This window comes from Streptomyces sp. MST-110588 (assembly GCF_022695595.1).
Taxonomy (GTDB): Bacteria; Actinomycetota; Actinomycetes; order Streptomycetales; family Streptomycetaceae; genus Streptomyces.
In genome coordinates this window covers 2,126,731-2,149,943 of the sequence record NZ_CP074380.1, presented here as the reverse complement: position 1 = coordinate 2,149,943, position 23,213 = coordinate 2,126,731, and the positions used below count along the sequence as shown (strand labels likewise).

The following is a 23,213-nucleotide window of genomic DNA, read 5'->3' as shown; positions in this document are numbered from 1 at the left end:
GAGTTGCCATGAGCGGCAAGGTCATCGAAGGACGGGTCACCGCGGCGGCCGAGGGGGAAGTGGTCGTCTTCCTGATCGGAATGCGGATCAACGCGCTATGGGCGGTGCACCGTTGGCTGCCCGTCCTTGCGGCGATGCCGCGGATGCTGCGCGAGCTGAGGCGGGACCCGGCGGCGGGGCTGCGTGGAATCCGGCCCCTGGGCGGCGGGCTGCGGGCGTTCGGGGTCGTCCAGTACTGGGAGTCCCGCGAGAAACTGCTGGCCTACGCCGCGGACCGGGACAAGGAGCACCGCCCCGCGTGGACGGAGTTCAACCGGCGCGCGCGGGACGGCAGGGGGCGGGTCGGCATCTGGCACGAGACGTTCGCCGTGCCGGCCGGTGCGTACGAAAGCATTTACGTGGCGATGCCGCCGTCCGGCCTGGGGCGGGCGTACGGCACCGTCCCGGTCGGCCGGCGCGGGGAGCGGGCCGCCGACCGGCTCGCCTACAAGGGGTGAGAAGCCGGGGCCGCCGACCGGCTCGCCTGCCAGGGGTGAAATGCCGGGGCCGCAGGCGCCGGACCGGCCGCCGGGTGTGACGTCAGCCGGTGCGGCGCAGCGCCTCGGTGAGGCGGGCGGCGGCGTCGATGACCGCCTGGGCGTGCATCCGGCCCGGGTGGCGGGTCAGCCGCTCGATCGGTCCGGAGACCGAGACGGCGGCGACCACGCGGTTGGACGGACCCCGTACGGGCGCGGAGACCGACGCCACACCCGGCTCACGCTCGCCGATCGACTGGGCCCAGCCCCGCCGCCGTACGCCGGACAGCGCGGTGGCCGTGAAGCGCGCACCCTGAAGGCCCCTGTGCAGCCGCTCCGGCTCCTCCCAGGCCATGAGGATCTGCGCGGCCGAGCCGGCCTTCATGGGGAGCGTGGAGCCGACCGGGACGGTGTCCCGCAGGCCGGACAGCCGCTCCGCCGCGGCCACGCAGATGCGCATGTCGCCCTGCCGGCGGTAGAGCTGCGCGCTCTCGCCCGTCACATCGCGCAGATGCGTCAGTACGGGGCCGGCCGTGGCCAGCAGGCGGTCCTCGCCGGCCGCCGCGGCCAGCTCGGAGAGCCTCGGGCCCAGGATGAAGCGGCCCTGCATGTCCCGCGCCACCATCCGGTGGTGTTCCAGTGCCACGGCCAGCCGGTGGGCCGTGGGCCGTGCGAGCCCGGTCGCCGCGACCAGCCCGGCGAGGGTGGCCGGACCGGACTCCAGAGCGCTCAGTACCAGAGCTGCCTTGTCGAGAACGCCGACGCCGCTAGAGTTGTCCATGCAACGATACTCGCGTCTCACAGTATGAAACGCAAGTTCAAATTTCCCGGGAAGTCGTCAATCTGTAGTGGCGGCCCTCGACCGGGGCCCGGCGCACCGTCCGGGACGAGGGACACGGGCCTGCGCACACTGCCGAGTTGGGCCGGCGACGCGGCCGGCCGGAGGGAAAGCGATGGGACGCACACTCGCGGAAAAGGTCTGGGACGACCATGTCGTCCGGCGCGCCGAAGGCGAACCCGACCTGCTCTTCATCGATCTTCACCTGCTGCACGAGGTCACCAGCCCGCAGGCGTTCGACGGGCTGCGCAAGGCCGGCCGCCGGGTGCGCCGTACGGACCTGACGCTCGCCACCGAGGACCACAACACCCCGACCCTGGACATCGACAAACCCGTCGCCGACCCGGTCTCGCGCACGCAACTGGAGACGCTGCGCAAGAACTGCGCGGAGTTCGGCGTCCGGCTGCACCCGCTGGGCGATGTGGAGCAGGGTGTGGTCCACGTGGTGGGACCGCAGTTGGGACTGACCCAGCCGGGCACCACCGTCGTCTGCGGCGACAGCCACACCTCCACCCACGGCGCCTTCGGTGCCCTGGCCTTCGGCATCGGCACCAGCCAGGTCGAGCACGTGCTCGCCACCCAGACGCTGCCGATGGCCCCCTTCAAGACCATGGCCGTCACCGTCGAGGGCGAACTGCCCCAGGACGTCACGGCCAAGGACCTGATCCTGGCCGTCATCGCCGAGATCGGCACCGGCGGCGGCCAGGGGTACGTCATCGAGTACCGCGGCCCGGCCATCGAGAAGCTCTCGATGGAAGCCCGGATGACCGTGTGCAACATGTCCATCGAGGCGGGCGCCCGGGCCGGGATGATCGCCCCCGACGAGACCACCTTCGCCTACCTCAAGGGCCGCGACCACGCCCCGGCCGAGGGCGCCGAGTGGGACGCCGCGCTCGCGTACTGGAGGACCCTGCGCACGGACGAGGACGCGGTCTTCGACCACGAGGTCGTCATCGACGCCTCCTCGCTGGCCCCGTTCGTCACCTGGGGCACCAACCCCGGGCAGGGCGCACCCCTTTCGGCGGCGGTTCCCGACCCGGCTTCGTACCAGGACACCTCCGAGCGCCTGGCTGCCGAAAGGGCCTTGGAATACATGGGTCTGACGGCGGGTCAGCCGCTGCGCGACATCGCGGTGGACACCGTTTTCGTCGGCTCGTGCACCAACGGGCGCATCGAGGACCTGCGCGCGTCCGCCGCCGTCCTCCAGGGCCGCCGGGTGGCCGAAGGCGTACGGATGCTGGTGGTCCCCGGCTCCGTACGGGTCGCCCTCCAGGCCGTCGAGGAGGGCCTGGACAAGGTCTTCACCGCGGCGGGCGCCGAGTGGCGGCACGCCGGCTGCTCGATGTGCCTGGGCATGAACCCCGACCGGCTCGCGCCCGGCGAGCGGTCCGCCTCCACCTCCAACCGCAACTTCGAGGGGCGTCAGGGCAAGGGCGGCCGTACGCATCTGGTCTCGCCGCAGGTCGCCGCCGCCACCGCCGTCCTGGGACACCTGGCCTCGCCGGCCGACCTGTCCGCCGCCGACGTCACCGAGCCCGCGGGAGTCTGAGAACGATGGAAGCCTTCACCACCCACACCGGCCGGGCGGTCCCGCTGCGGCGCAGCAATGTCGACACCGACCAGATCATCCCGGCGCACTGGCTCAAGAAGGTCACCCGCGACGGCTTCGAGGACGGGCTCTTCGAGGCGTGGCGCAAGGACCCCGCCTTCGTCCTGAATCAGCCACGGCACCGGGGCGCCACCGTCCTGGTCGCCGGGCCGGACTTCGGTACGGGCTCCTCGCGCGAGCACGCGGTGTGGGCGCTGCAGAACTACGGCTTCAAGGCCGTCATCTCCTCGCGCTTCGCCGACATCTTCCGTGGCAACTCCCTCAAGAACGGCCTGCTGACGGTCGTGCTGCCGCAGGAGACCGTGGAGCGGCTGCAGGACCTGGCCGAGGAGGACCCGACGGCGGAGGTGACCGTCGACCTCGTCGGGCGCCAGGTGCGGGCCCCGGGCGTGACGGCCGGCTTCGAACTGGACGAGAACGCCCGTTGGCGGCTGCTGGAGGGCCTGGACGACATCAGCCTCACTCTTCGGGAGGAGGCGGCCATCTCGGCGTACGAGGCGCGCAGGCCGTCCTTCAAGCCGCGTACGGTAGTGGTCTGACCTCGGGCTTTTGGCTCAAAGCCTTATTGCGTACGATGCGCCCCCTGGCTAGTTGGCAGGGGGCGCATCGGCGTGTGGAGGGCGCTGTTGAGGCCCCGTGAAGCGACAACTCGCCGCAGATGGCACAATTAGCGCATGGAACGCGACGACCAACTCAAGCTCTACGGTCTCGTCGCCGACCGGCTCAAGGACGCACACACACGGGTGCGGACACTGCAAGTCCCGGAGGGCGTACGTATGGCGCTGTCCCGGAAGCTGCTCGTCATCACGGCCGCGGCAAAACACGATCTGGCAGACGCGGCAAGGCGTCTGGAGTGCTTCATGGACGACCTGGACGCGGGTCGCTTTCCCGAAGACGTGCATGCCGATGGAAGTCCGTGAAGGTCGAGTTCGTTGCGGCACAAGGGTGATTAGCCCGTTTCGTGTTTGATTTGCGGTATATATCTGCCTAACGTGCGAAAAAGCTTGAACACTTTCGTTCCAGCAATGTCTCCGAAGGGGAAGACGTGAACAAGGCGCAGCTCGTAGAGGCCATTGCCGACAAGCTCGGTGGCCGCCAGAACGCCGCGGACGCGGTGGACGCGGTACTGGACGCAATCGTCCGTGCCGTTGTCGGCGGCGACCGCGTATCGGTCACCGGTTTCGGTTCGTTCGAGAAGGTCGACCGGCCGGCCCGGTACGCCCGCAACCCGCAGACGGGTGAGCGCGTGCGGGTCAAGAAGACCTCGGTGCCCCGCTTCCGCGCGGGTCAGGGCTTCAAGGACCTGGTGAGCGGTTCCAAGAAGCTCCCGAAGAACGACGTGGCCGTCAAGAAGGCACCCAAGGGCAGCCTGTCGGGCGGTTCTTCCACCCGTACGACCGCCAAGGCCGCCACCAAGAAGGCCACGGCGAAGAAGGCCACCACCGCCAAGAAGGCGACGCCGGCGAAGAAGACCACGACGGCGGCGAAGACCACGGCGGCGAAGAAGGCCACCACCGCCAAGAAGGCGACGCCGGCGAAGAAGACGGCGACCGCCACCAAGACGGCCGCGAAGAAGGCCGCACCGGCGAAGAAGGCCACCACCACCGCGGCGAAGAAGGCCACCACCGCCAAGAAGACCGCGCCCGCGAAGAAGGCGACGGCCAAGAAGGCCCCCGCCAAGAAGACCACGGCGCGCAAGACCACCACCGCCAAGAAGACCACCGCCCGCAAGCGGTAATCGGCGGCGGCGACGCCACGCGCCGGGCCGGACTCCCTCCGGGGAGCCCGGCCCGCGGTGCGTTCGGGCCCTTGTTCATATTCTTCGGGTGCGCGTTCATATACACAGCCCGCATTTCGCACGAATTGACGTCCCGCAGGAGCCCGCGGGCCCGGTCCCGTACGAACCGGTGTCCGCAACGGTGCCCTAGGCTTTGCCGTATGCAGGCCACCGCGTACACCTACGACGCCCAGACCCGCACCGGCAGCGTGCTGCTCGACGACGGCACCCCGCTGCCCTTCGACGCGGCGGCCTTCGACGCGGGCGGCCTGCGGCTGCTGCGGCCCGGCCAGCGCGTACGGATCGAGGTCGCCCCGGCCGAGAACGCCGGGGAAACCCCCGAAAGCCGCCGGATCGTGCTCGTCACGCTCCAGACGTTCTGATTCCCGGCGCGTCCGGCCGCAGCGCGCCGGCCCGCAGAAAGGCCGCGTGCCGGGCGGTGTGCGGGCCCACGCCCAGTTCCAGCGCGGCCCGCAGATCCGCCGCGGTGTCCACGTCCCGGCGGACCGACGGCACGTGGGCCGAAATGATTTCGTGCGCTCCGGAAGCCAGGTGACGGGCCCTGGACGGCCCGCCGAAAGCCGGTGCCAATTCCACGCCGGAAGCCGCCGCCAGCAGTGTGGTGCCGATTTCCGCCGCATCCGCGAGAAATGCGCGGGGAAATGCCGAGGCGGCGGCCAGTACGCGTTCCAGTTCCGCCGGCCGCAGCGCAGGAAGATCGGCGTTCAGCGCCGCGACGGGGGCCGTGGGGCGTTCGGCGCGCACCGCGCCCGCCCCATGGGCCAGCGCGGCGTTGAGACCTTCGCCGGGAGTGTCCGGGACAATACGCGCCCCCAGTGCCGAAAGGTGCCCGGCGGCCAGCGGATCGTCCGTGACAACCGCCACATCGCATACGGACCCGCAGGCCAGCGCGGCGGCCACGGTGTCCAGGGCGAATGCCAGCGCCAACCGGGGCCGGAACTCCTCACCGGCGGCCGGGGACAGCCTGCTCTTGGCCCGCACCAGCGGTTTCAGCGGCACCACCAGGCTCCAGCCCACGTCCGCTCGGTCTCTTCGCATCGGTCTCATTCTCACCCGCCATCACCGCCGTGCGGCAGTCGCGGGGTTACGGTGTTCTCGACATAGCGGGTACCTGGGGCGACACTTGTGCGGCTGCCGGGTCGCAGCAGCTCAGCAGGTCCCACAAGGAGGGTGTTCCAGTGTCCCGCCGCAGAATCGGCTTCTGGTACCGCTTGGCCGCGGTCATCTGTAAACCGCCGCTCTTGGTTCTGTTCAAGCGGGAGTGGCGGGGAATGGAGAACATTCCGGCCGACGGCGGATTCATCACGGCCATCAACCACAACTCGTATCTCGATCCGCTGTCCTATGCGCACTACCAGTACAACACCGGACGGGTCCCGCGATTCCTCGCCAAGTCCGGCCTCTTCAAGGGCGGCTTTGTCGGTCTGATGATGCGCGGTACGGGCCAGATCCCCGTGTACCGGGAATCGGCCGACGCCGCCGTCGCCTTCCGGGCCGCCGTCGAGGCCATCAACAAGGGCGAATGCGTCGCCTTCTACCCCGAGGGCACCCTCACCCGCGACCCGGACATGTGGCCCATGCAGGGCAAGACCGGTGCCGCGCGGGTGGCCCTGCTCACCAAGGCGCCGGTCATTCCCGTGGCACAGTGGGGCGCCAACGAGGTGATGCCGCCCTACGCCAAGGAGAAGAAGCTGCGGCTCTTCCCGCGCAAGACCCTGCGGGTCCAGGCCGGCCCGCCGGTCGACCTGAGCGAGTTCTACGGCAAGGAACCCACCGCCGAGGTGCTGCGCGCGGTGACCGACCGCATCATGGCCGACATCACCGGGCTGCTCGCCGAGGTCCGTCAGGAGCCGGCGCCCGCCGAGCCGTACGACCACCGCAAGGCCGTCGCCGCCCGGCGCCGTGAGAGCAAGGGTTCGCAGGCCCCGAACGGGACACCGCCCGGACCGGACCCGAAGGCACAGGAGGATGAAGGCAAGTGACACGCTGCGCCGTGTACGGCACGGGGTCCTGGGGCACCGCTTTCGCGATGGTGCTCGCCGACGCGGGCTGCGAGGTGACCCTGTGGGGCCGCCGCGCGGAGGTCGTCGACGCCGTCAACGACAGCCGCTCCAACCCGGACTACTTCCCGGGTGTCCTCCTCCCCGCGTCCGTACGGGCCACCACCGACCCGGCCGAGGCGGCGCGGGAGGCGGAATTCACCGTCCTGGCCGTCCCCTCGCAGACGCTGCGCGGCAACCTCGCCGCATGGGCGCCGCTGCTGCCCGCCGACACGGTCCTGGTCTCGCTCATGAAGGGCGTCGAACTGGGCACCGCCAAGCGGATGAGCGAGGTGATCGAGGAGGTCGCCAAGGCCCCCGCCGAGCGGGTCGCCGTGCTGACCGGCCCCAACCTCGCCAAGGAGATCGCCGCCCGGCAGCCCGCCGCCGCGGTGGTCGCCTGCGCCGAGGAGTCGGTGGCCCGGCGCCTCCAGAGCGCCTGCCACACCCCCTACTTCCGCCCGTACACCAACACCGACGTGGTGGGCTGCGAGCTGGGCGGCGCGGTCAAGAACGTCATCGCGCTGGCGGTGGGCATCGCGGACGGCATGGGGCTGGGCGACAACGCCAAGGCGTCCCTGATCACCCGCGGGCTGGCCGAAACGACCCGGCTGGGGCTGGCGATGGGCGCCGACGCGCACACCTTCGCCGGGCTCGCCGGCATGGGTGACCTGGTCGCCACCTGCTCCTCGCCGCTCTCCCGCAACAACACCTTCGGCACGAACCTCGGCCGCGGCATGACGCTCCAGGAGACCATCGCGGTCACCAAGCAGACCGCCGAGGGCGTCAAGTCGTGTGAGTCCGTACTGGATCTGGCCCGCCGGCACGGGGTCGACATGCCGATCACCGAGACGGTCGTGGGCATCGTGCACGAAGGCAAGCCGCCGATGGTGGCGCTGAAGGAACTGATGTCGCGCAGCGCCAAGCCCGAGCGCCACTGAGCGCTGCGGACGCGGGCTGTCCGCGGGGGCTGCCGGGCCGCCCTTTGGGCCGTACGGGGCGTCTCCCGGCGTGTCCGCCGCACCCGTACGGCGCCCGAGGAACGCTCCGGCGTGCTCGCGAAGCCCTCCACGAGCATGCGAGAGCACTCCAGGAGCACCTGCGAAGCGCTCACCGGGTCTCCCGGGGGCGCACAAGGGCGCGGAGACCGCCGCGGCGTTCGGTCCGCCCCGCCCAGCAGGTACCCTCATCGCGATATGAGCAGCGAGACTTCTTCCCACAAGCCCCGCGTCGCCGTCGTGTTCGGCGGTCGCAGCTCCGAGCACGCCGTCTCCGTGGTGACCGCGGGCGCCGTCCTGCGCGCCATCGACCGCGAGAAGTACGACGTGCTGCCGATCGGCATCACCACCGACGGCCGCTGGGCGCTGATCGCGGACGAGCCCGAGCGGATGGCCATCGCCGACCGCCGGCTGCCGAGCGTGGCCGAACTGGCCGACGCGACCGAGGGCGGCGTGGTCCTGCCCGTGGACCCGACCAGCCGCGAGATCGTCTACACCGAGCCCGGCTCGGTGCCCAAGGCGCTGGGCGAGGTCGACGTCGTCTTCCCCGTGCTGCACGGCCCCTACGGCGAGGACGGCACCCTCCAGGGCCTGCTGGAGCTCTCCGGCGTCCCCTATGTGGGCTCGGGCGTGCTGGCCTCGGCGGTCGGCATGGACAAGGAGTACATGAAGCGGGTCTTCCTCTCCTACGGGCTGCCGGTCGGCCCGTACGAGGTCATCCGCCCCCGCGAATGGGAGCAGGGCCCCGAGGGCGAGAAGGGCGCCGCCGCCCGCGCCAAGATCGTGGCCTTCGCCGAGGAGCACGGCTGGCCGCTGTTCATCAAGCCCGCCCGGGCCGGCTCCTCCATGGGCATCACCAAGGTCGGCCGCGTGGAGGACCTGGACGCGGCGCTGGAGGAGGCCCGCCGCCACGACCCCAAGGTGCTGGTGGAGTCGCTGGTGCGGGGCCGGGAGATCGAGTGCGGCGTCCTGGAGTTCGAGGACGGGCCGCGGGCCAGCGTCCCGGCCGAGATCCCGCCCGTCACCGACCACGCCTTCTACGACTTCGAGGCCAAGTACATCGACTCGGCCACCGGCATCGTGCCGGCCCCGGTGACGCCGGAGCAGACCGCACGCGTCCAGGAACTGGCGGTACGCGCCTTCGAGGCGCTGTCCTGCGAGGGGCTGGCGCGCGCCGACTTCTTCCTGCTGGACAGCGGCGAGTTCGTCATCAACGAGGTCAACACGATGCCCGGCTTCACGCCCATCTCCATGTACCCGCGGATGTGGCAGGAGAGCGGCGTGAGCTACCCGGAGCTGATCGACCGGCTCGTGCAGGCGGCGCTGCGCCGGTCAACGGGCCTGCGCTGAGGCGTCCGCCCGTAAGGGGGAGGTGCGGGCCTGGGACCGCCGCGGCGCGGGACCGGGTCCGTACGCGGGTCTCCGGGGCCAAAGGCGGCTCTTCAGACGCCCGCCGGGATGGTCTTCTTGACCGCGTCCGCGAGGTCGGTGAGCACATTGACCTCGGGGGCGTGCTCCTTCGGCACGGTGACCTCCACGTACGTCTTGCGCAGGACGGTCGTGAAGCGGTAACCGATGTCGTTCTTGTCCTGGTCACGCTCTTTCTCGAAGAGCCACTCGACGCCGTTGACTTCCGCCGCGTCGGCATTGGGGTTGTAATGTTCACTCCCGGGCGTCAGCACCTCGGGCTTGGGTACCCCGCAGCGCAGCCGCACCGCGGGATCGCCCCACACGGCGGTGAAGTCCGAGGCGGGTTCGGCGGTACCCCGCCCGGCCCCGTCGAGGGTCTTGGGAAGTTCCTTGTGGAGTGCCCGGCAGTGCCGTACGGAGTCGCCCCGCGGTGTCGGAACCGGCACCGCCGGGCGCTGTGCCGCGCACCCCACCGCGGTGAACAGCACGGCGAGCAGCGGCAGTGTCAGGGTCCGGCGAGGCGCAGAGGTCACCCGGCCGAGCATACGGGGGAGCTAGAGATGGACCACCGGGCAGGTCAGGGTGCGCGTGATGCCGTCCACCTGCTGGACCTTGGCGACCACCATGCGGCCGAGCTCGTCCACCGTGTCGGCCTGCGCGCGCACGATGACGTCGTACGGACCGGTGACGTCCTCGGCCTGGATCACGCCGGGGAGCTTGCCGATCACCTCCGCTACGGCCGACGCCTTGCCGACCTCGGTCTGGATCAGGATGTACGCCTGTACCACGGGACCTCCAGGGCGGCTACGAGGATCATGTGGGAAGAAGGGACGCCACGGTACCGCGTCACCGGGCGGAGCGGGGAGACCCGCGCGGTGAACGCGGCGGGAACGGCGCAGTGGTCAGCGGAGTACGGATCCTCCGTACGCATCGGAAGGGCAACAGCATGAAGGGCACCGTGGGCGAGTTGGGGGAGTTCGGGCTGATCAGGGAGCTCACCTCCCGGCTCACCTCCACCCGGCCGTACGCATCGGTCCGGGGGACGACGCCGCGGTGATCACCGCGCCGGACCGGCGGGTCGTGGCCAGCACGGACGTACTCCTGGAGGGGCGGCACTTCCGCCGCGACTGGTCCACCGCCTACGACGTGGGCCGCAAGGCCGCGGCCCAGAACCTCGCCGACATCGCGGCCATGGGCGCCGTCCCGACCGCGATCCTGCTGGGCCTGGTCGTCCCCGCCGAACTGCCCGCGACCTGGGCCACGGAGCTGATGGACGGGCTGCGCGACGAGTGCCAGGTGGCGGGCGCGGCCGTGGTCGGCGGCGACGTCGTACGGGGCGAGCTGATCACCGTCGCCATCACCGCCCTGGGGGACCTGCGCAACCAGGAGCCGGTCACCCGTTCCGGCGCCCAGCCCGGGGACGTCGTCGCGGTCACCGGCTGGCTCGGCTGGTCCGCCGCCGGCCACGCCGTCCTCTCCCGCGGCTTCCGCTCCCCGCGCGCCTTCGTGGAGGCCCACCGCCGCCCGGAACCGCCGTACCACGCGGGCCCCGCCGCCGCCGGGCTCGGCGCCACCGCCATGACGGACGTCAGCGACGGGCTGGTCGCCGACCTCGGGCACATCGCCGAGGCCAGCAAGGTCCGTATCGACCTGCGGTCCGCGAGCATCGACATCCCCACACAGATGTCGGACATCGGTACGGCGGTGGGCGTGGACCCGATGCAGTGGGTGCTCAACGGCGGGGAGGACCACGCGATCGTGGCGACCTTCCCGCCCGAGGTGAAGCTGCCCGCCCGCTGGAAGGTGATCGGCGAGGTGCTCAACCCCTCGGCGCTGCCGCAGGTCACGGTGGACGGGGCGCCGTGGATCGCGGCCGGGTGGGACCACTTCGGGGACAACGGCGAGGGCGAGGAGTAACCGCCCGGCGCCCGGCTTCCGGGCGCCGCGTATCCGGCGGGCGCCGGCTGCCCGGCGGGCGCCGGCTGCCCGGCGGGCGCCGCCGAGTAGATTCATCGGCATGCCGACATCCGCCTCGCCCGCACAGCCTGCACCGCCTTCACCACAGCCGTCGCCGTCCGCGCCGCCCCGCGTCCTGACCGTCGCCGGGTCCGACTCCGGCGGCGGCGCCGGCATCCAGGCCGACCTGAAGACGATGCTGGCGCTGGGCACCCACGGCATGAGCGTGCTGACCGCCGTCACCGCCCAGAACTCGCTGGGCGTGCAGGGCGTCTGGGAGCTGCCCGCCGAGGCCGTGTACGCCCAGTTCCGCAGCGTCGTGGACGACATCGGCGTGCAGGCCGTGAAAACCGGCATGCTCGCCTCGCCGGAACTGGTGGAGACCGTCGCGGACCTGCTCGCCGGGGTGCGGGCGCCGGTCGTGATCGACCCGGTCGGGGTCTCCAAGCACGGCGACGCGCTGCTGTCCGCCGCCGCGCTGGAGGCGGTCCGTACCAAGCTGCTGCCGACGGCCACCGTCGCCACCCCCAACCTGGACGAGGTGGCCTGGCTGACGGGCGTACGGGTCCAGGAGGAGGCCGGCCTGCGGCGGGCCGCCGCCGCGGTCCTGGAGTACGGCCCGCGCTGGGCGCTGATCAAGGGCGGCCACCTCAAGGGAGACGCGGTCGACCTGCTCACCGACGGCACCGAGGAGCACTGGCTGCGGGCGGCGCGCCAGGACAACCGGCACACCCACGGAACGGGCTGCACCCTGGCGAGCGCGATCGCCGCGCAGCTCGCCAAGGGCGACTCGGTCCCGGCGGCCGTCGCGGCGGCGAAGGACTACGTCACGGGCGCCATCGCGGCCGGCTTCCGGCTGGGGGCGGGCATCGGTCCGGTGCACCACGGGTGGCGGCTGGGCTGAGGGGAGCCCGTACGGGGGGCCGGGCGGGCACCTCGGGCCCGTACGCGCCGGAAAGCCAAGAAGGCCGGTCCATCCCGAGATGGACCGGCCTTCGAAGCAACCGGCTGGGCTGCGCTACGACGAGCGTCAGCGCGAGACCTTGCCGGCCTTGATGCACGAGGTGCAGACATTGAGCCGCTTCGGCGTGCGCTCGACCACTGCACGCACCGTCTGGATGTTGGGGTTCCAACGACGGTTGGTACGGCGGTGCGAGTGCGAGACACTCTTGCCGAAGCCCGGCCCCTTGCCGCAGACGTCGCAGTTGGCAGCCACGGGTCACTCCAAAGACTTCAGATGCACTTACGGTAAATCCCGACGAGCCGAGTGCATTGACCGACCGGCTTCGCCAGGGCGAGGAATGGCCCGATTCGCATCGGGCAACCGGAGCAGCATACAACGACCGCTCCCGTAGAACGAAACTACCATGAGCGCTCCGGCTCCCGCCCGGGCCCGCCGCCCCGCCGGCGCCCGCCCGCGACTACTGTGCGGTGCATTCACCGACCGGGCCCGGGCCAGGGCCCGTGTGCGGGGCCGCCGCCGGGCCGGACCGGGGGCTCATGATCCGGACCTTTGGCCCAAGGAGGACGACGGTGCCGCACACGCTCGACGCCGAAGCGGTGCGTACGTGGTGCGCCCTGGCCCTGGAGGCGCTCGGCCGGGACCGCGAGCGGATCGACGCGATCAACGTCTATCCCGTGGCGGACGGCGACACCGGCACCAACCTCTACCTGACGCTGGAGTCCGCGGCCCGCGCGGTGGAGGCCGCCTTCGACGGGCACGCCGCCTCGGGGACCGCGCCCACGCCGGCCGACGTCATGGGCGCGATGGCCCACGGCGCCCTGATCGGGGCCCGGGGCAACTCCGGGACGATCGTGGCCCAGCTCCTGCGGGGCATGACCGAAAAGCTGACGGACGGCGGCGGGGCGGACGCCGGAGCGCTCAAACGGGCGCTGCGGCGGGCGGCGGAGTCGGCGTACGAGGCCGTGGCGCACCCCGCGCCGGGCACGGTGCTGACGGTCGCCACGGCCGCCGCCGAGGCCGCGCAGGAGTCCGAGGGGGCGTGGGGGAGGTGGCGCGGGCGGCGCACACCGGCGCGCGCAAGGCCCTGGAAGCGACCCCCGGGCAGCTTGCGGTCCTCGGGCGGGCGGGCGTCGTGGACGCGGGCGGCTGCGGCCTGGTCGTGCTCCTCGGGGCGCTCGCCGACGCGCTCGGCGGGAAGGTCTCCTCGGCGGCGCTCCCCGTACGGGCCGACGCCCCCGCCCTGGAAGCGTGCGGTACGCACCGCACGGGCCACGGGGACGCCGGGCACCAGGGCTCCTGCCAGGAAGGTGCTGGCCACCGGGGCGCCCACCCGGGCCCGGGCCCCGCGTTCGAGGTGATCTATCTCCTGGAGGCCGACGACCGTGCCGTGGCACGGCTGCGCACACGGCTGGACGGCCTGGGCGACTCCCTGGTCGTCGTCGGCGGCGACGGGCTGTGGCACGTCCACGTCCATGTGGACGACGCCGGGGCGGCAGTCGAGGCGGGCATCGAGGCGGGCCGCCCGCACCGCATCCGCATCACCCACTTCGGGGACGGCGGCCGGGAGCGGGAACCGGCGCCCGAGCAGGCGGCGCGCGCGGTGGTCGCGGTGGTGCCGGGGGAGGGGCTGGCCGGGCTGTGCGCCGAGGCCGGCGCGACCGTGGTGTCCGTACGCCCCGGGGAGCCGCCCGCCAGCGGCGAACTGGTCCAGGCGATCCGGCAGGCCCGGGCCCGCGAGGTGATGCTGCTGCCCAACGACCCCGGCCTGCGGCACACCGCCGCCGCGGCGGCGGAGCAGGCCCGCACCGAAGGCGTACGGGTCGCGCTCATCCCCACCCGGGCAGCCGTCCAGGGCATCGCGGCGCTGGCCGTCCACGAACCGGCCCGCAGCTTCGACGAGGACGTGGTCGCGATGACCGCCGCCGCGGGCGCCACCCGCTACGCGGAGCTGGCCGTCGCCGAGCGGCAGTCCTGGACGATGGCCGGGATCTGCCAGGCCGGTGACGTCCTGGGGCTGATCGACGGCGACGTGGCGGTGATCGGCTCCGACCTGGCCGGTACCGCGAGGACGGTGCTGGACCGGATGCTCTCCGCGGGCGGGGAGATGGTCACCTTCGTGCTCGGCGGGGACCGCCCCGACGACCTGGCCGGGCACCTGGAGAAGTACGTACGCGAGCACCACCTCGCGGTGGACACGGTCGTCTACGAAGGCGGCCAGGGCTCGCCGCCCCTGCTCATCGGCGTCGAATAGCGCTGCCGGACAGCGCTTGCGGCGCCCCCGGGGCGGGTGACAGGCGCGAAAGCCGGTGGCGGCGGCCGGATGTCAGTGGCGTGGTGTGCAATGGAGGGCGTGTCCGCGCTCGACGAACCCCTGAAGAAGACGCTCGGTGGCACCACCGCCAAGGTGCTGGCCGAGCACCTGGACCTGCACACGGTCGGCGACCTGCTGCACCACTACCCACGGCGGTACGCGGAGCGCGGTGAGCTGACCCGGCTCTCCGACCTGCCGCTGGACGAACACGTCACGGTCGTCGCGCAGGTCGCCGACGCCCGCGTACTGAAGTTCAACAACGGCCGCGGGCAGCGGCTGGAGGTCACCCTCACCGACGGCAGCGGGCGGCTCCAGCTCGTCTTCTTCGGCAAGGGCATCCACAAACCGCACAAGGACCTGCTGCCGGGCCGCCGGGCGATGTTCGCGGGCAAGGTCTCGGTCTTCAACCGCAAGCTGCAACTGGCCCACCCCGAATACGAGCTGCTGGACGGCGCGGGCGGCGACGAGGCCGTGGACGCCTTCGCCGGCCGGCTCATGCCGATCTACCCGGCCTGCCAGCAGATGGCCTCCTGGAAGATCGCCAAGGCCGTCGACGCGGTGCTGCCCGGCGCCCGCGAGGCACTGGACCCGCTGCCGACGGCGCTGCGCGAGGGCCGGGCGCTGCTCCCGCTGCCCGAGGCGCTGCACAAGGTCCACCGGCCGCGTACGAAGGCCGACATCGCCGACGCCCGCTCCCGCCTGAAGTGGGACGAGGCGTTCGTCCTCCAGGTGGCGCTGGCCCGGCGCCGCCTGGCCGAGACCCAACTGCCCGCCGTACCACGCCCCTTGAAGAAGGGCGGGCTGCTGGACGCCTTCGATGCCAAGCTGCCCTTCACCCTCACCGAGGGGCAGCAGAAGGTCAGCCGGGAGATCTTCGAGGACCTGGCCACCGCCCACCCCATGCACCGCCTCCTCCAGGGCGAGGTCGGCTCCGGCAAGACGCTGGTGGCGCTGCGCGCCATGCTCGGCGTCGTGGACACCGGCGGCCAGGCGGCCATGCTCGCGCCGACCGAGGTGCTGGCCCAGCAGCACCACCGCTCGGTCACCGAGATGATGGGGGAGCTGGCCGAGGGCGGGATGCTGGGCGGGTCCGAGCACGGCACGAAAGTGGTGCTGCTGACGGGTTCGATGGGCGCCGCCGCCCGCCGCCAGGCCCTGCTGGACCTGGTCACCGGCGAGGCCGGCATCGTCATCGGCACCCACGCGCTGATCGAGGACAAGGTGCGCTTCCACGACCTGGGCCTGGTCGTGGTCGACGAGCAGCACCGCTTCGGGGTCGAGCAGCGCGACGCGCTGCGCGGCAAGGGCACACAGCCGCCGCACCTCCTGGTCATGACGGCCACCCCCATTCCCCGTACGGTCGCGATGACCGTCTTCGGCGACCTGGAGACCTCCGTACTGGACCAGCTCCCCGCCGGGCGCTCGCCGATCGCCAGCCATGTCGTGCCCGCCAAGGACAAGCCGCACTTCCTGGCCCGGGCCTGGGAGCGGGTGCGCGAGGAGGTCGGGTCCGGACACCAGGCGTACGTGGTCTGCCCGCGGATCGGGGACGAGGAGGAGGCGCCGAAGGCCAAGGGCGCCAAGAAGAAGGCCGGGGACGGGGAGGAGCCGCCCGGGGACGACGCGCAGGACAAACGGCCGCCGCTGGCGGTGCTGGAGGTCGCCGAACAGCTCACCAAGGGGCCGCTGGCCGGCCTGCGGGTGGAGGTGCTGCACGGCCGGATGCACCCGGACGACAAGGACGAGGTGATGCGCCGGTTCGCGGCCGGCGAGGTGCAGGTGCTGGTCGCCACGACCGTCATCGAGGTCGGGGTGAACGTCCCCAACGCCACCGCCATGGTGATCATGGACGCGGACCGCTTCGGCGTCTCGCAGTTGCACCAGCTCCGCGGACGGGTCGGCCGGGGCGCCGCGCCGGGCCTGTGCCTGCTGGTCAGTGAGATGCCGGAGGGCTCCCCGGCGCGCGCCCGGCTCGGCGCGGTGGCCGGCACCCTGGACGGCTTCGAACTGTCCCGGATCGACCTGGAGCAGCGGCGCGAGGGCGATGTGCTCGGCCAGGCCCAGTCCGGCGTCCGCTCCTCCCTGCGGATGCTGGCCGTCATCGAGGACGAGGAGGTCATCGCCGCCGCCCGCGAGGAGGCCACCGCGGTCGTCGCCGCCGACCCGGAGCTGGAGCGCTATCCCGAGCTGCGGGTCGCGCTCGCCGCCCTCCTGGACGCCGAGCGCGAGCAGTACCTCGACAAGGGCTGAGCCGGGCCTGTGAGCCGTGCCCCTGCGCCGGGCCTCGCGGGTGTGGCCCGGCGTGATGCGGCCCGGCGCGATGTCAGACCCCCGGGGACAATGGAAACAGTCCGGGCCGACGGGCCAACCGCCGTGCCACCGGCCGTACTTGGACCCCTGGGGGGCTGCTTCCATGGCTTTCAGGCACCTGAACGAACTGCCGCTGGGCGACAAGGTCTTCCGGATCGAACTGACCAGCGACGACGACTCCACCGTCACCCTCACCCTCACCGGCTGGCAGGAGGACACCCCGGAAACACTGCTGGCCTCCGGCGCCCTGACCCTGCCGCCGGCCGAGGTTCCGCCGCTGCGCATCGCGCTCAACCGCGCCCTGCGCGCGCTCGCCCTGGTCGCCGATGTCGCCGAGCCGATCCCGGACCGCGACGTGCTGCGCGAGCTGTTCCCCGGGCACGGCGCCCCGTGGGTGCCGCAGCACGAGGAGGACCTGGTGCACCGCTTCCACGAGGGCACCACCATCGCCCGGATAGCCGCCCGCTTCGGCCGTACCCCGGACTCGGTGCGCACCAAGCTGCGCGAGCTGGGCCACGACCCGCGCCGCCCGGAGTACTGCCCGCCGGACGGCTGTCTGTCCTGGTCGCGCTAGGGCGTTTCTGATGGATCTCCGTGGAAGACGGAGCGGTGTTCGGTGCGTGCGCTCGGCGTGCGGTGTGAAGGGTCATGTGGCGGAGCCACCTGTCCCTTTGCGCCGTGCGGCGAGGGTGCGTGCCGGGCGTCGCGAGGCCGCGGAGATCCGTCAGAAGCGCCCTATGCCTCGGCGGCGCTGGTCGGCACGGCGCAGGACACCACCGAGAGGTGAGAGCCGGTCCGGCGCCCGGACGGCCGCCGGGCCCTGACCTCGGACGGCCGCCGCCCCGGGGCCCCGCCGGACGCCATATCGTGGGAAGGCGGGGCCCAAAGGCCGGCTCCCGCCCCGTCGCGCCGCGAGACCCGCGCGGCGGCCCGTACGACGTAAGGACAGCCCTCCCCATGACCCGCGTGATCGCCGGTACGGCCGGCGGCCGGCGCCTGGCCGTGCCGCCGGGCAACGGCACCCGTCCGACCTCCGACCGGGCACGTGAGGGCCTGTTCTCCACCTGGGAGTCGCTGGACGGCCCGATGACCGGCGCCCGGGTGCTGGACCTGTACGCGGGCTCCGGCGCCGTCGGCCTGGAGGCGCTGTCCCGGGGCGCCGCGCACGTCCTGCTGGTCGAGGCCGACGCCCGCGCCGCCCGTACGGTCAAGGAGAACGTACGGGCCGTGGGACTGCCCGGCGCGGAGGTCCGGGTGGGCAAGGCCGAGCAGGTCATCGCCGGACCGCCGCCGGCCGGCCCGTACGACACCGTCTTCCTGGACCCGCCCTACGCCGTCTCCAACGACGATCTTGGCGAGATCCTCCTCACACTCCTGGACCGGGGCTGGCTTGCGCCCGAAGCACTGGTCACCGTAGAGCGCAGCACCAGAGGCGGCACCTTCCCCTGGCCGGGGAGTTTTGAACCGATCCGGGCCCGTCGTTACGGCGAGGGGACGCTTTGGTACGGTCGCGCCGCTTCGACGTGCAGCACCGGCACGTCCTCAAGCGCGTCATGACCGGACCGGAGAGCGAGGAACCTCAAGTGCACCGTGCCGTCTGTCCGGGGTCGTTCGACCCCATCACCAATGGGCACGTGGACATCATCGCCCGGGCCTCCAAGCTCTACGACACCGTCCATGTCGCCGTGATGATCAACCAGGCCAAGCAGGGGCTGTTCACGGTCGAGGAGCGGATCGACCTGATCCGCCGGGCCACCGCCGAGTACGGCAACGTCGAGGTCGAGTCCTTCCACGGCCTGCTCGTCGACTTCTGCAAGCAGCGCGACATCCCTGCCATCGTCAAGGGCCTGCGGGCGGTCAGCGACTTCGACTACGAGCTCCAGATGGCCCAGATGAACAACGGGCTGTCCGGCGTGGAGACCCTTTTCGTCCCCACCAACCCCGCCTACAGCTTCCTGTCCTCCAGCCTGGTCAAGGAGGTCGCGGCCTGGGGCGGCGACGTCTCCCACCTGGTTCCCCCGGTCGTGCTGGAAGCCCTGACCGAGCGCCTGAAGAAGAAGTAGCGCCGGGAGAGCGCCGGGCGGGGACCCGGGCCGGACCGGACCGGTCCCGGCCGCCTCCGGCCCGGGTTCCCCGGAAGGCGACGCCGCGGACGCCGATGCCCGTACAGTCGTCCCCGGTATCGCGCCATCCCCGCGCGGTCCCGCGTTGTTACGCGTTGTGTGCTCGGTTCATCCCTTCAGAGAGTGGCGAGTCCAAGGTGGACGTGCAGAAGAAGCTCGACGAGATCGTCGCAATCGTCGGCAGCGCCCGGTCCATGCCCATGTCGGCCTCGTGCGTGGTCAACCGCGCCGAACTGCTCGCCGGGCTGGAGGAGCTGCGCGCCGCGCTGCCCGGCTCGCTGGCCCAGGCCCAGGAGCTGCTCGGCGGGCGGGAGCAGATGGTCCAGGAGGCCCGCGCCGAGGCCGACCGGATCATCGAGTCCGCGCGCGCCCACCGCGGCTCGCTGATCTCCGACACCGAGGTCGCCCGCCGCTCCCAGGACGAGGCCGACCGCATCCTGGCCGAGGCCCGCCGCGAGGCCGAGGAGATCCGCGCCGAGGCGGACGACTACGTCGACAGCAAGCTCGCCAACTTCGAGGTCGTCCTCACCAAGACCATCGGGTCGGTGGACCGGGGCCGCGAGAAGCTGCTCGGCCGCGCTCCCGGCGGGCACGGTCCGGCGTACGGCGAGGGGGAGGATCCCGACGCCCCGGAGCGCAGCGCCGACCCCGAGACGCTCAGGCAGCGCGCCGACGCGTACGTGGACGCCAAGTTCGGCGCCTTCGAGGCCGTACTGACCAAGACGCTGGAGGCGGTCGGGCGCGGCCGGCTCAAGCTCCAGGGGGCCCGGCCCACGGACGAACTGGGCGCGCACCTCGCCGCCCAGGACGGCTCGCAGCCCCCGCGGCACACCGGCGATGCGGAGTTCCTGGCCGGGCTCGCCGACCCCGGGCCCGGGCCCGGGGGCGAGCAGCAGACCCCGGACCCCTACGCGGAGCCCGCGTACCAGCCCATGGCGTCCGCCCCGGGCGCCCCGGCCGCGACCGGGGACGCGTACAGCTATCAGCAGGACACCTACGGGCAGCAGGGCGCGTACGCACAACACGACACCTACGCCCAGCAGGATCCGTACGGGCAGCAGGACCCATACGCCTACGGCTGGCAGCAGCCCCAGCAGCACTCCTCGCCGGGCTACGGCCCGGACGGCGCCGGCCACCCGGCGCCGCCCGCGCAGCCGTCCTCGCCCGCGCAGACCCCCTCACACGCCCCCCACGCCCCGGACACCTCCCGGACCCCGCACCGGACTCCGGCCGCGGCCCTCGACGAGACCAGCCTCTTCGACACGAGCATGATCGACCTGGACACGCTGCGCCGGTACGAGGAGGGGCGTCAGTAGCGGATTGGGCCTATCGGGGCCCGTCCAGTATCCTGGCTCTTCGGTCGCGTGTACGTCCGCGATCGGTGCTGCCCGGTTACCGTCCGGTGACGGGGCAGTGCGTACCGCAGCGTAGAAAGCAGGAAGCCATCAACGCCCGCCTCGACCACCGTTCCCCGCTCGTGTTCGACACGCGCGAGCTGGGCCGTCGTCCCGGCGCGCTCCAGCGGCTCTCCCGCTCCGTCGAGGCCCCCCGGGACCTCGGCAACGAGGTCATCGGGGTGCCGGAGGGCGCGCCGATGGGACTCGTACTGCGCCTGGAGTCGGTCATGGACGGGGTGCTGGTCACCGGTACCGCCCGTGCGACCGTCAAGGGCGAGTGCGTAAGGTGTCTGGAGCCCGTCGAGCGTGAGCTGGACGCGGACTTCCAGGAGATGTTCTCCTACCCCGACGCCGACGCCCGGACCCGCACCGACGCGGAATCCGGCGACGACGCCGAGGACGAGGAGGACATCCTCTTCCTTGAGGACGACCTGTTCGACCTCGAACCCGTGCTGCGGGACGCGGTGGTGCTCGCACTGCCGATGCAGCCGGTGTGCCAGGACGACTGCCCGGGCCTGTGCTCCGAATGCGGAGAGCGGCTCGCTGACGACCCGGACCACCACCACGACGCCGTCGACATCCGTTGGGCGGCACTGCAGGGACTCGCCGGGACCAACCAGGACGGCGAGAAGGACAACATGAGCGGCGACGCGCCTCGATCAGCGCCCGTCGACGAGAAGCAGGAGAAGTAGCCGTGGCTGTTCCGAAGCGGAAGATGTCGCGCAGCAACACGCGCCACCGCCGGTCGCAGTGGAAGGCTGCGGTCACCCCCCTGGTGGCGTGCGAGCGCTGCCACGAGCCGAAGCAGCAGCACATCGCGTGCCCGAGCTGCGGCACCTACAACAAGCGACAGGTCCTCGAGGTCTGATCGGCTGGTGACAGGCTCTATGTCGGACGCCAATACGTCTCCCCGCAAGCGCGGGGGTGAAACGACACCGGCGGACACGGCCTCGTCCCACACGCTTCTGGAAGGGCGGCTCGGGTACCAGCTCGAGTCCGCCCTTCTGGTGCGTGCGCTGACGCACCGCTCGTACGCGTACGAGAACGGCGGTCTGCCCACCAACGAGCGGCTGGAGTTCCTCGGGGACTCCGTACTCGGCCTGGTGGTCACCGACACGCTCTACCGCACGCATCCGGACCTGCCCGAGGGGCAGTTGGCCAAACTGCGGGCCGCGGTGGTCAACTCGCGCGCCCTCGCCGAGGTGGGCCGCGGCCTGGACCTCGGTGCCTTCATCCGGCTCGGCCGGGGCGAGGAGGGCACGGGCGGCCGGGACAAGGCATCCATCCTCGCCGACACCCTGGAAGCGGTGATCGGCGCGGTGTACCTGGACCGGGGACTGGAGGCGGCGGGCGAGCTGGTGCACCGGCTCTTCGACCCGCTGATCGAGAAGTCCGCCGGCCTGGGTGCCGGCCTGGACTGGAAGACCAGCCTTCAGGAACTGACCGCAACCGAAGGTCTCGGGGTACCGGAGTACCTGGTCAGCGAGACCGGTCCGGACCACGAGAAGACCTTCACCGCTGCCGCCCGCGTCGGTGGTGTCTCGTACGGCACCGGCACCGGCCGCAGCAAGAAGGAAGCCGAGCAGCAGGCGGCCGAGTCCGCCTGGCGCGCCATCCGCTCCGCGGCCGAGGAGGCCACGAAGCAGGCGGCGCCGGCGACCGAGGCCGGCACCGGCTCACCGGTTCCCCCGGCTTCCCCGGCCTCTTCGGCATCCCCGGTGGTGCCGCCGGCCGGTGAGCCGGCCGCCGGAGAGCCGACCGTCGGCTGAGGGCTCCGCAACAGAGCCCGACGGCATGTCCCCGCGCCGTGGCGTGGGATCCTCCCGGCCATCCGCCCCGAAGGGGTGCGGGTGGCCGGGGCATCACTGTGCGCGCCCGCCGCGCGGGCACATCTTGTGGAGGAGAGCCGACCGTGCCCGAACTGCCCGAGGTCGAGGTCGTCCGCCGCGGACTTCAGCGCTGGGTCCAGGGCCGTACGGTCGACTCCGTCGAGGTGCTGCACCCGCGCGCCGTGCGGCGGCACACCGCGGGCGCCGTCGACTTCGCCGCCCGGCTGGCCGGCCGGCGCATCGGCACGCCCCGGCGGCGCGGCAAGTACCTGTGGTTGCCGGTCTCGGACGGCCTGGCGGTCCTGGCACACCTGGGCATGAGCGGGCAGCTCCTGGTCCAGCCGCAGGACGCGCCCGACGAGAAGCACCTGCGCGTCCGCATCCGTTTCACCGGCGGCGATCAGGCCGGCACCGGCAGCGGCCAGGCCGTCACCGGTCCCGATCAGGCAGTCATGGGCCTCGGTCAGGCCGTCACCGGCCCCGGCCCCGAAGACCCGGCGGCAGCGGCCGGCACCGAACTGCGCTTCGTCGACCAGCGCACCTTCGGCGGGCTGTCCCTGCACGACACCGTTCCCGGCGATCCCGACGGCCTCCCGGACGTCATCGCGCACATCGCCCGCGACCCGCTCGACCCGGCCTTCGACGACGCCGCCTTCCACGAGGCGCTGCGCCGCCGCCGTACGACGATCAAGCGTGCCCTGCTGGACCAGTCGCTCATCAGCGGTGTCGGCAACATCTACGCCGACGAGGCGCTGTGGCGCTCCCGGCTGCACTACGAGCGCCCGACCGCCACCTTCACCCGGCCCCGTACCGCCGAGCTCCTCGGGCACATCAGGGACGTGATGAACGCCGCGCTGGCGGTCGGCGGCACCAGCTTCGACAGCCTGTACGTCAACGTCAACGGCGAGTCGGGGTACTTCGAGCGGTCGCTGGACGCGTACGGGCGCGAGGACGAGCCGTGCCGCCGCTGCGGCACCGCCGTGCGCCGGCGCCCCTGGATGAACCGCTCCAGCTACTTCTGCCCGCGCTGCCAGCGACCGCCGCGCCCCTGAGCGCGTGGGGGCCGGTGGGCCCTAGGTGTTCTGTCCGGGGAGGTTGTGGACGGTGACAGGGTTC

The 23,213-nt window shown here is 72.2% G+C and carries 24 protein-coding genes and 2 pseudogenes; 21 read left to right on the top strand and 5 right to left on the bottom strand.

Features of this window, described 5'->3' with window-relative positions:
- The first annotated feature begins 8 nt into the window (after positions 1-8).
- Entirely contained in the window at positions 9-497 is a 489-nt protein-coding gene (locus KGS77_RS09350) for a DUF4188 domain-containing protein (protein ID WP_242580213.1), read from the top strand.
- An 82-nt stretch (positions 498-579) separates the two neighbouring features.
- Here the strand turns inward: KGS77_RS09350 and ndgR are convergent, their stop codons facing one another.
- The gene (ndgR, locus tag KGS77_RS09345) at positions 580-1,296 is read right to left on the bottom strand and encodes an IclR family transcriptional regulator NdgR (RefSeq protein WP_242580212.1); all 717 of its coding nucleotides are present in this window, start codon (positions 1,294-1,296) and stop codon (positions 580-582) included.
- Positions 1,297-1,468: 172 nt separating this feature from the next.
- Here ndgR and leuC point away from each other — a divergent pair, with 172 nt between their 5' ends.
- The 5 genes from leuC to KGS77_RS09320 all read left to right on the top strand — a co-directional run bounded on the left by leuC (position 1,469) and on the right by KGS77_RS09320 (position 5,122).
- On the top strand, positions 1,469-2,902 hold the full coding sequence (leuC, locus tag KGS77_RS09340) for a 3-isopropylmalate dehydratase large subunit (protein WP_242580211.1): 1,434 nt from the start codon (positions 1,469-1,471) through the stop codon (positions 2,900-2,902).
- A 5-nt stretch (positions 2,903-2,907) separates the two neighbouring features.
- On the top strand, positions 2,908-3,501 hold the full coding sequence (gene leuD / locus KGS77_RS09335) for a 3-isopropylmalate dehydratase small subunit (RefSeq protein ID WP_242580210.1): 594 nt from the start codon (positions 2,908-2,910) through the stop codon (positions 3,499-3,501).
- Positions 3,502-3,636: 135 nt separating this feature from the next.
- Complete coding sequence (locus tag KGS77_RS09330) at positions 3,637-3,882, top strand: hypothetical protein (protein WP_242580209.1); 246 nt, start codon at positions 3,637-3,639, stop codon at positions 3,880-3,882.
- 125 nt (positions 3,883-4,007) lie between these two features.
- Positions 4,008-4,700 carry an HU family DNA-binding protein gene (locus KGS77_RS09325; protein WP_242580208.1) on the top strand — a complete coding sequence of 231 codons (693 nt, stop codon included), beginning with the start codon at positions 4,008-4,010 and terminating at the stop codon, positions 4,698-4,700.
- Positions 4,701-4,900: 200 nt separating this feature from the next.
- Positions 4,901-5,122 (top strand): hypothetical protein, encoded by a 222-nt coding sequence (locus tag KGS77_RS09320; RefSeq protein WP_242580207.1) that lies wholly within the window; start codon positions 4,901-4,903, stop codon positions 5,120-5,122.
- On the opposite strand, the gene cofC is transcribed toward KGS77_RS09320, so the two are convergent.
- On the bottom strand, positions 5,103-5,798 hold the full coding sequence (gene cofC / locus KGS77_RS09315; protein WP_242580206.1) for a 2-phospho-L-lactate guanylyltransferase: 696 nt from the start codon (positions 5,796-5,798) through the stop codon (positions 5,103-5,105). The two genes, KGS77_RS09320 and cofC, sit on opposite strands and share 20 nt — an antisense overlap.
- 140 nt (positions 5,799-5,938) lie before the next feature.
- Between cofC and KGS77_RS09310 the strand changes: the two genes are divergently transcribed.
- The 3 genes from KGS77_RS09310 (at position 5,939) to KGS77_RS09300 (ending at position 9,147) form a co-directional block, all read left to right on the top strand.
- Positions 5,939-6,742, top strand: coding sequence for a lysophospholipid acyltransferase family protein (locus KGS77_RS09310; protein WP_242580204.1), 804 nt, complete (start codon positions 5,939-5,941; stop codon positions 6,740-6,742).
- Entirely contained in the window at positions 6,739-7,740 is a 1,002-nt protein-coding gene (locus tag KGS77_RS09305) for an NAD(P)H-dependent glycerol-3-phosphate dehydrogenase (RefSeq protein WP_277994207.1), read from the top strand. The genes KGS77_RS09310 and KGS77_RS09305 overlap by 4 nt, the downstream gene beginning before the upstream one ends.
- A 255-nt stretch (positions 7,741-7,995) precedes the next feature.
- The gene (locus KGS77_RS09300) at positions 7,996-9,147 is read left to right on the top strand and encodes a D-alanine--D-alanine ligase family protein (RefSeq protein ID WP_242580202.1); all 1,152 of its coding nucleotides are present in this window, start codon (positions 7,996-7,998) and stop codon (positions 9,145-9,147) included.
- Between the two features lie 92 nt (positions 9,148-9,239).
- Here the strand turns inward: KGS77_RS09300 and KGS77_RS09295 are convergent, their stop codons facing one another.
- Both KGS77_RS09295 and KGS77_RS09290 read right to left on the bottom strand, forming a co-directional pair.
- Positions 9,240-9,752 carry a DUF3515 domain-containing protein gene (locus KGS77_RS09295; RefSeq protein ID WP_242580200.1) on the bottom strand — a complete coding sequence of 171 codons (513 nt, stop codon included), beginning with the start codon at positions 9,750-9,752 and terminating at the stop codon, positions 9,240-9,242.
- 9 nt (positions 9,753-9,761) lie between these two features.
- A complete protein-coding gene (locus KGS77_RS09290; RefSeq protein ID WP_242580198.1) occupies positions 9,762-9,995 on the bottom strand; it encodes an Lrp/AsnC ligand binding domain-containing protein in 234 nt (77 codons plus the stop codon).
- A 158-nt stretch (positions 9,996-10,153) separates the two neighbouring features.
- Between KGS77_RS09290 and KGS77_RS09285 the strand changes: the two are divergent.
- Positions 10,154-11,124, top strand: a pseudogene (locus KGS77_RS09285) (thiamine-phosphate kinase).
- Positions 11,125-11,224: 100 nt separating this feature from the next.
- The gene (gene thiD / locus KGS77_RS09280; RefSeq protein ID WP_242580196.1) at positions 11,225-12,067 is read left to right on the top strand and encodes a bifunctional hydroxymethylpyrimidine kinase/phosphomethylpyrimidine kinase; all 843 of its coding nucleotides are present in this window, start codon (positions 11,225-11,227) and stop codon (positions 12,065-12,067) included.
- Between the two features lie 126 nt (positions 12,068-12,193).
- Here the strand turns inward: thiD and rpmB are convergent, their stop codons facing one another.
- Positions 12,194-12,379: a 50S ribosomal protein L28 gene (gene rpmB, locus KGS77_RS09275; RefSeq protein WP_030287328.1), complete on the bottom strand. Its 186-nt coding sequence runs from the start codon at positions 12,377-12,379 to the stop codon at positions 12,194-12,196.
- A 284-nt stretch (positions 12,380-12,663) separates the two neighbouring features.
- On the opposite strand from rpmB, the pseudogene KGS77_RS09270 reads away from it, so the two are divergent.
- The 10 genes and pseudogenes from KGS77_RS09270 to mutM all read left to right on the top strand — a co-directional run bounded on the left by KGS77_RS09270 (position 12,664) and on the right by mutM (position 23,149).
- Positions 12,664-14,378, top strand: a pseudogene (locus tag KGS77_RS09270) (DAK2 domain-containing protein).
- Positions 14,379-14,468: 90 nt separating this feature from the next.
- Positions 14,469-16,688: an ATP-dependent DNA helicase RecG gene (gene recG, locus KGS77_RS09265; protein ID WP_242580193.1), complete on the top strand. Its 2,220-nt coding sequence runs from the start codon at positions 14,469-14,471 to the stop codon at positions 16,686-16,688.
- Between the two features lie 163 nt (positions 16,689-16,851).
- Entirely contained in the window at positions 16,852-17,322 is a 471-nt protein-coding gene (locus tag KGS77_RS09260) for a hypothetical protein (RefSeq protein ID WP_242580191.1), read from the top strand.
- Positions 17,323-17,705: 383 nt separating this feature from the next.
- Positions 17,706-18,305: a 16S rRNA (guanine(966)-N(2))-methyltransferase RsmD gene (gene rsmD, locus KGS77_RS09255; RefSeq protein WP_242580188.1), complete on the top strand. Its 600-nt coding sequence runs from the start codon at positions 17,706-17,708 to the stop codon at positions 18,303-18,305.
- Positions 18,306-18,331: 26 nt separating this feature from the next.
- A complete protein-coding gene (coaD, locus tag KGS77_RS09250) occupies positions 18,332-18,811 on the top strand; it encodes a pantetheine-phosphate adenylyltransferase (protein ID WP_242587376.1) in 480 nt (159 codons plus the stop codon).
- Between the two features lie 197 nt (positions 18,812-19,008).
- Positions 19,009-20,187 (top strand): cell division initiation protein, encoded by a 1,179-nt coding sequence (locus KGS77_RS09245; RefSeq protein WP_242580186.1) that lies wholly within the window; start codon positions 19,009-19,011, stop codon positions 20,185-20,187.
- 86 nt (positions 20,188-20,273) lie between these two features.
- Complete coding sequence (locus KGS77_RS09240; protein ID WP_242580184.1) at positions 20,274-20,960, top strand: DUF177 domain-containing protein; 687 nt, start codon at positions 20,274-20,276, stop codon at positions 20,958-20,960.
- A 2-nt stretch (positions 20,961-20,962) separates the two neighbouring features.
- On the top strand, positions 20,963-21,136 hold the full coding sequence (gene rpmF, locus KGS77_RS09235; protein WP_015657589.1) for a 50S ribosomal protein L32: 174 nt from the start codon (positions 20,963-20,965) through the stop codon (positions 21,134-21,136).
- Between the two features lie 19 nt (positions 21,137-21,155).
- The gene (gene rnc / locus KGS77_RS09230) at positions 21,156-22,037 is read left to right on the top strand and encodes a ribonuclease III (protein WP_242587375.1); all 882 of its coding nucleotides are present in this window, start codon (positions 21,156-21,158) and stop codon (positions 22,035-22,037) included.
- 143 nt (positions 22,038-22,180) lie between these two features.
- Positions 22,181-23,149: a bifunctional DNA-formamidopyrimidine glycosylase/DNA-(apurinic or apyrimidinic site) lyase gene (mutM, locus tag KGS77_RS09225; RefSeq protein WP_242580181.1), complete on the top strand. Its 969-nt coding sequence runs from the start codon at positions 22,181-22,183 to the stop codon at positions 23,147-23,149.
- Positions 23,150-23,213: the final 64 nt, after the last annotated feature.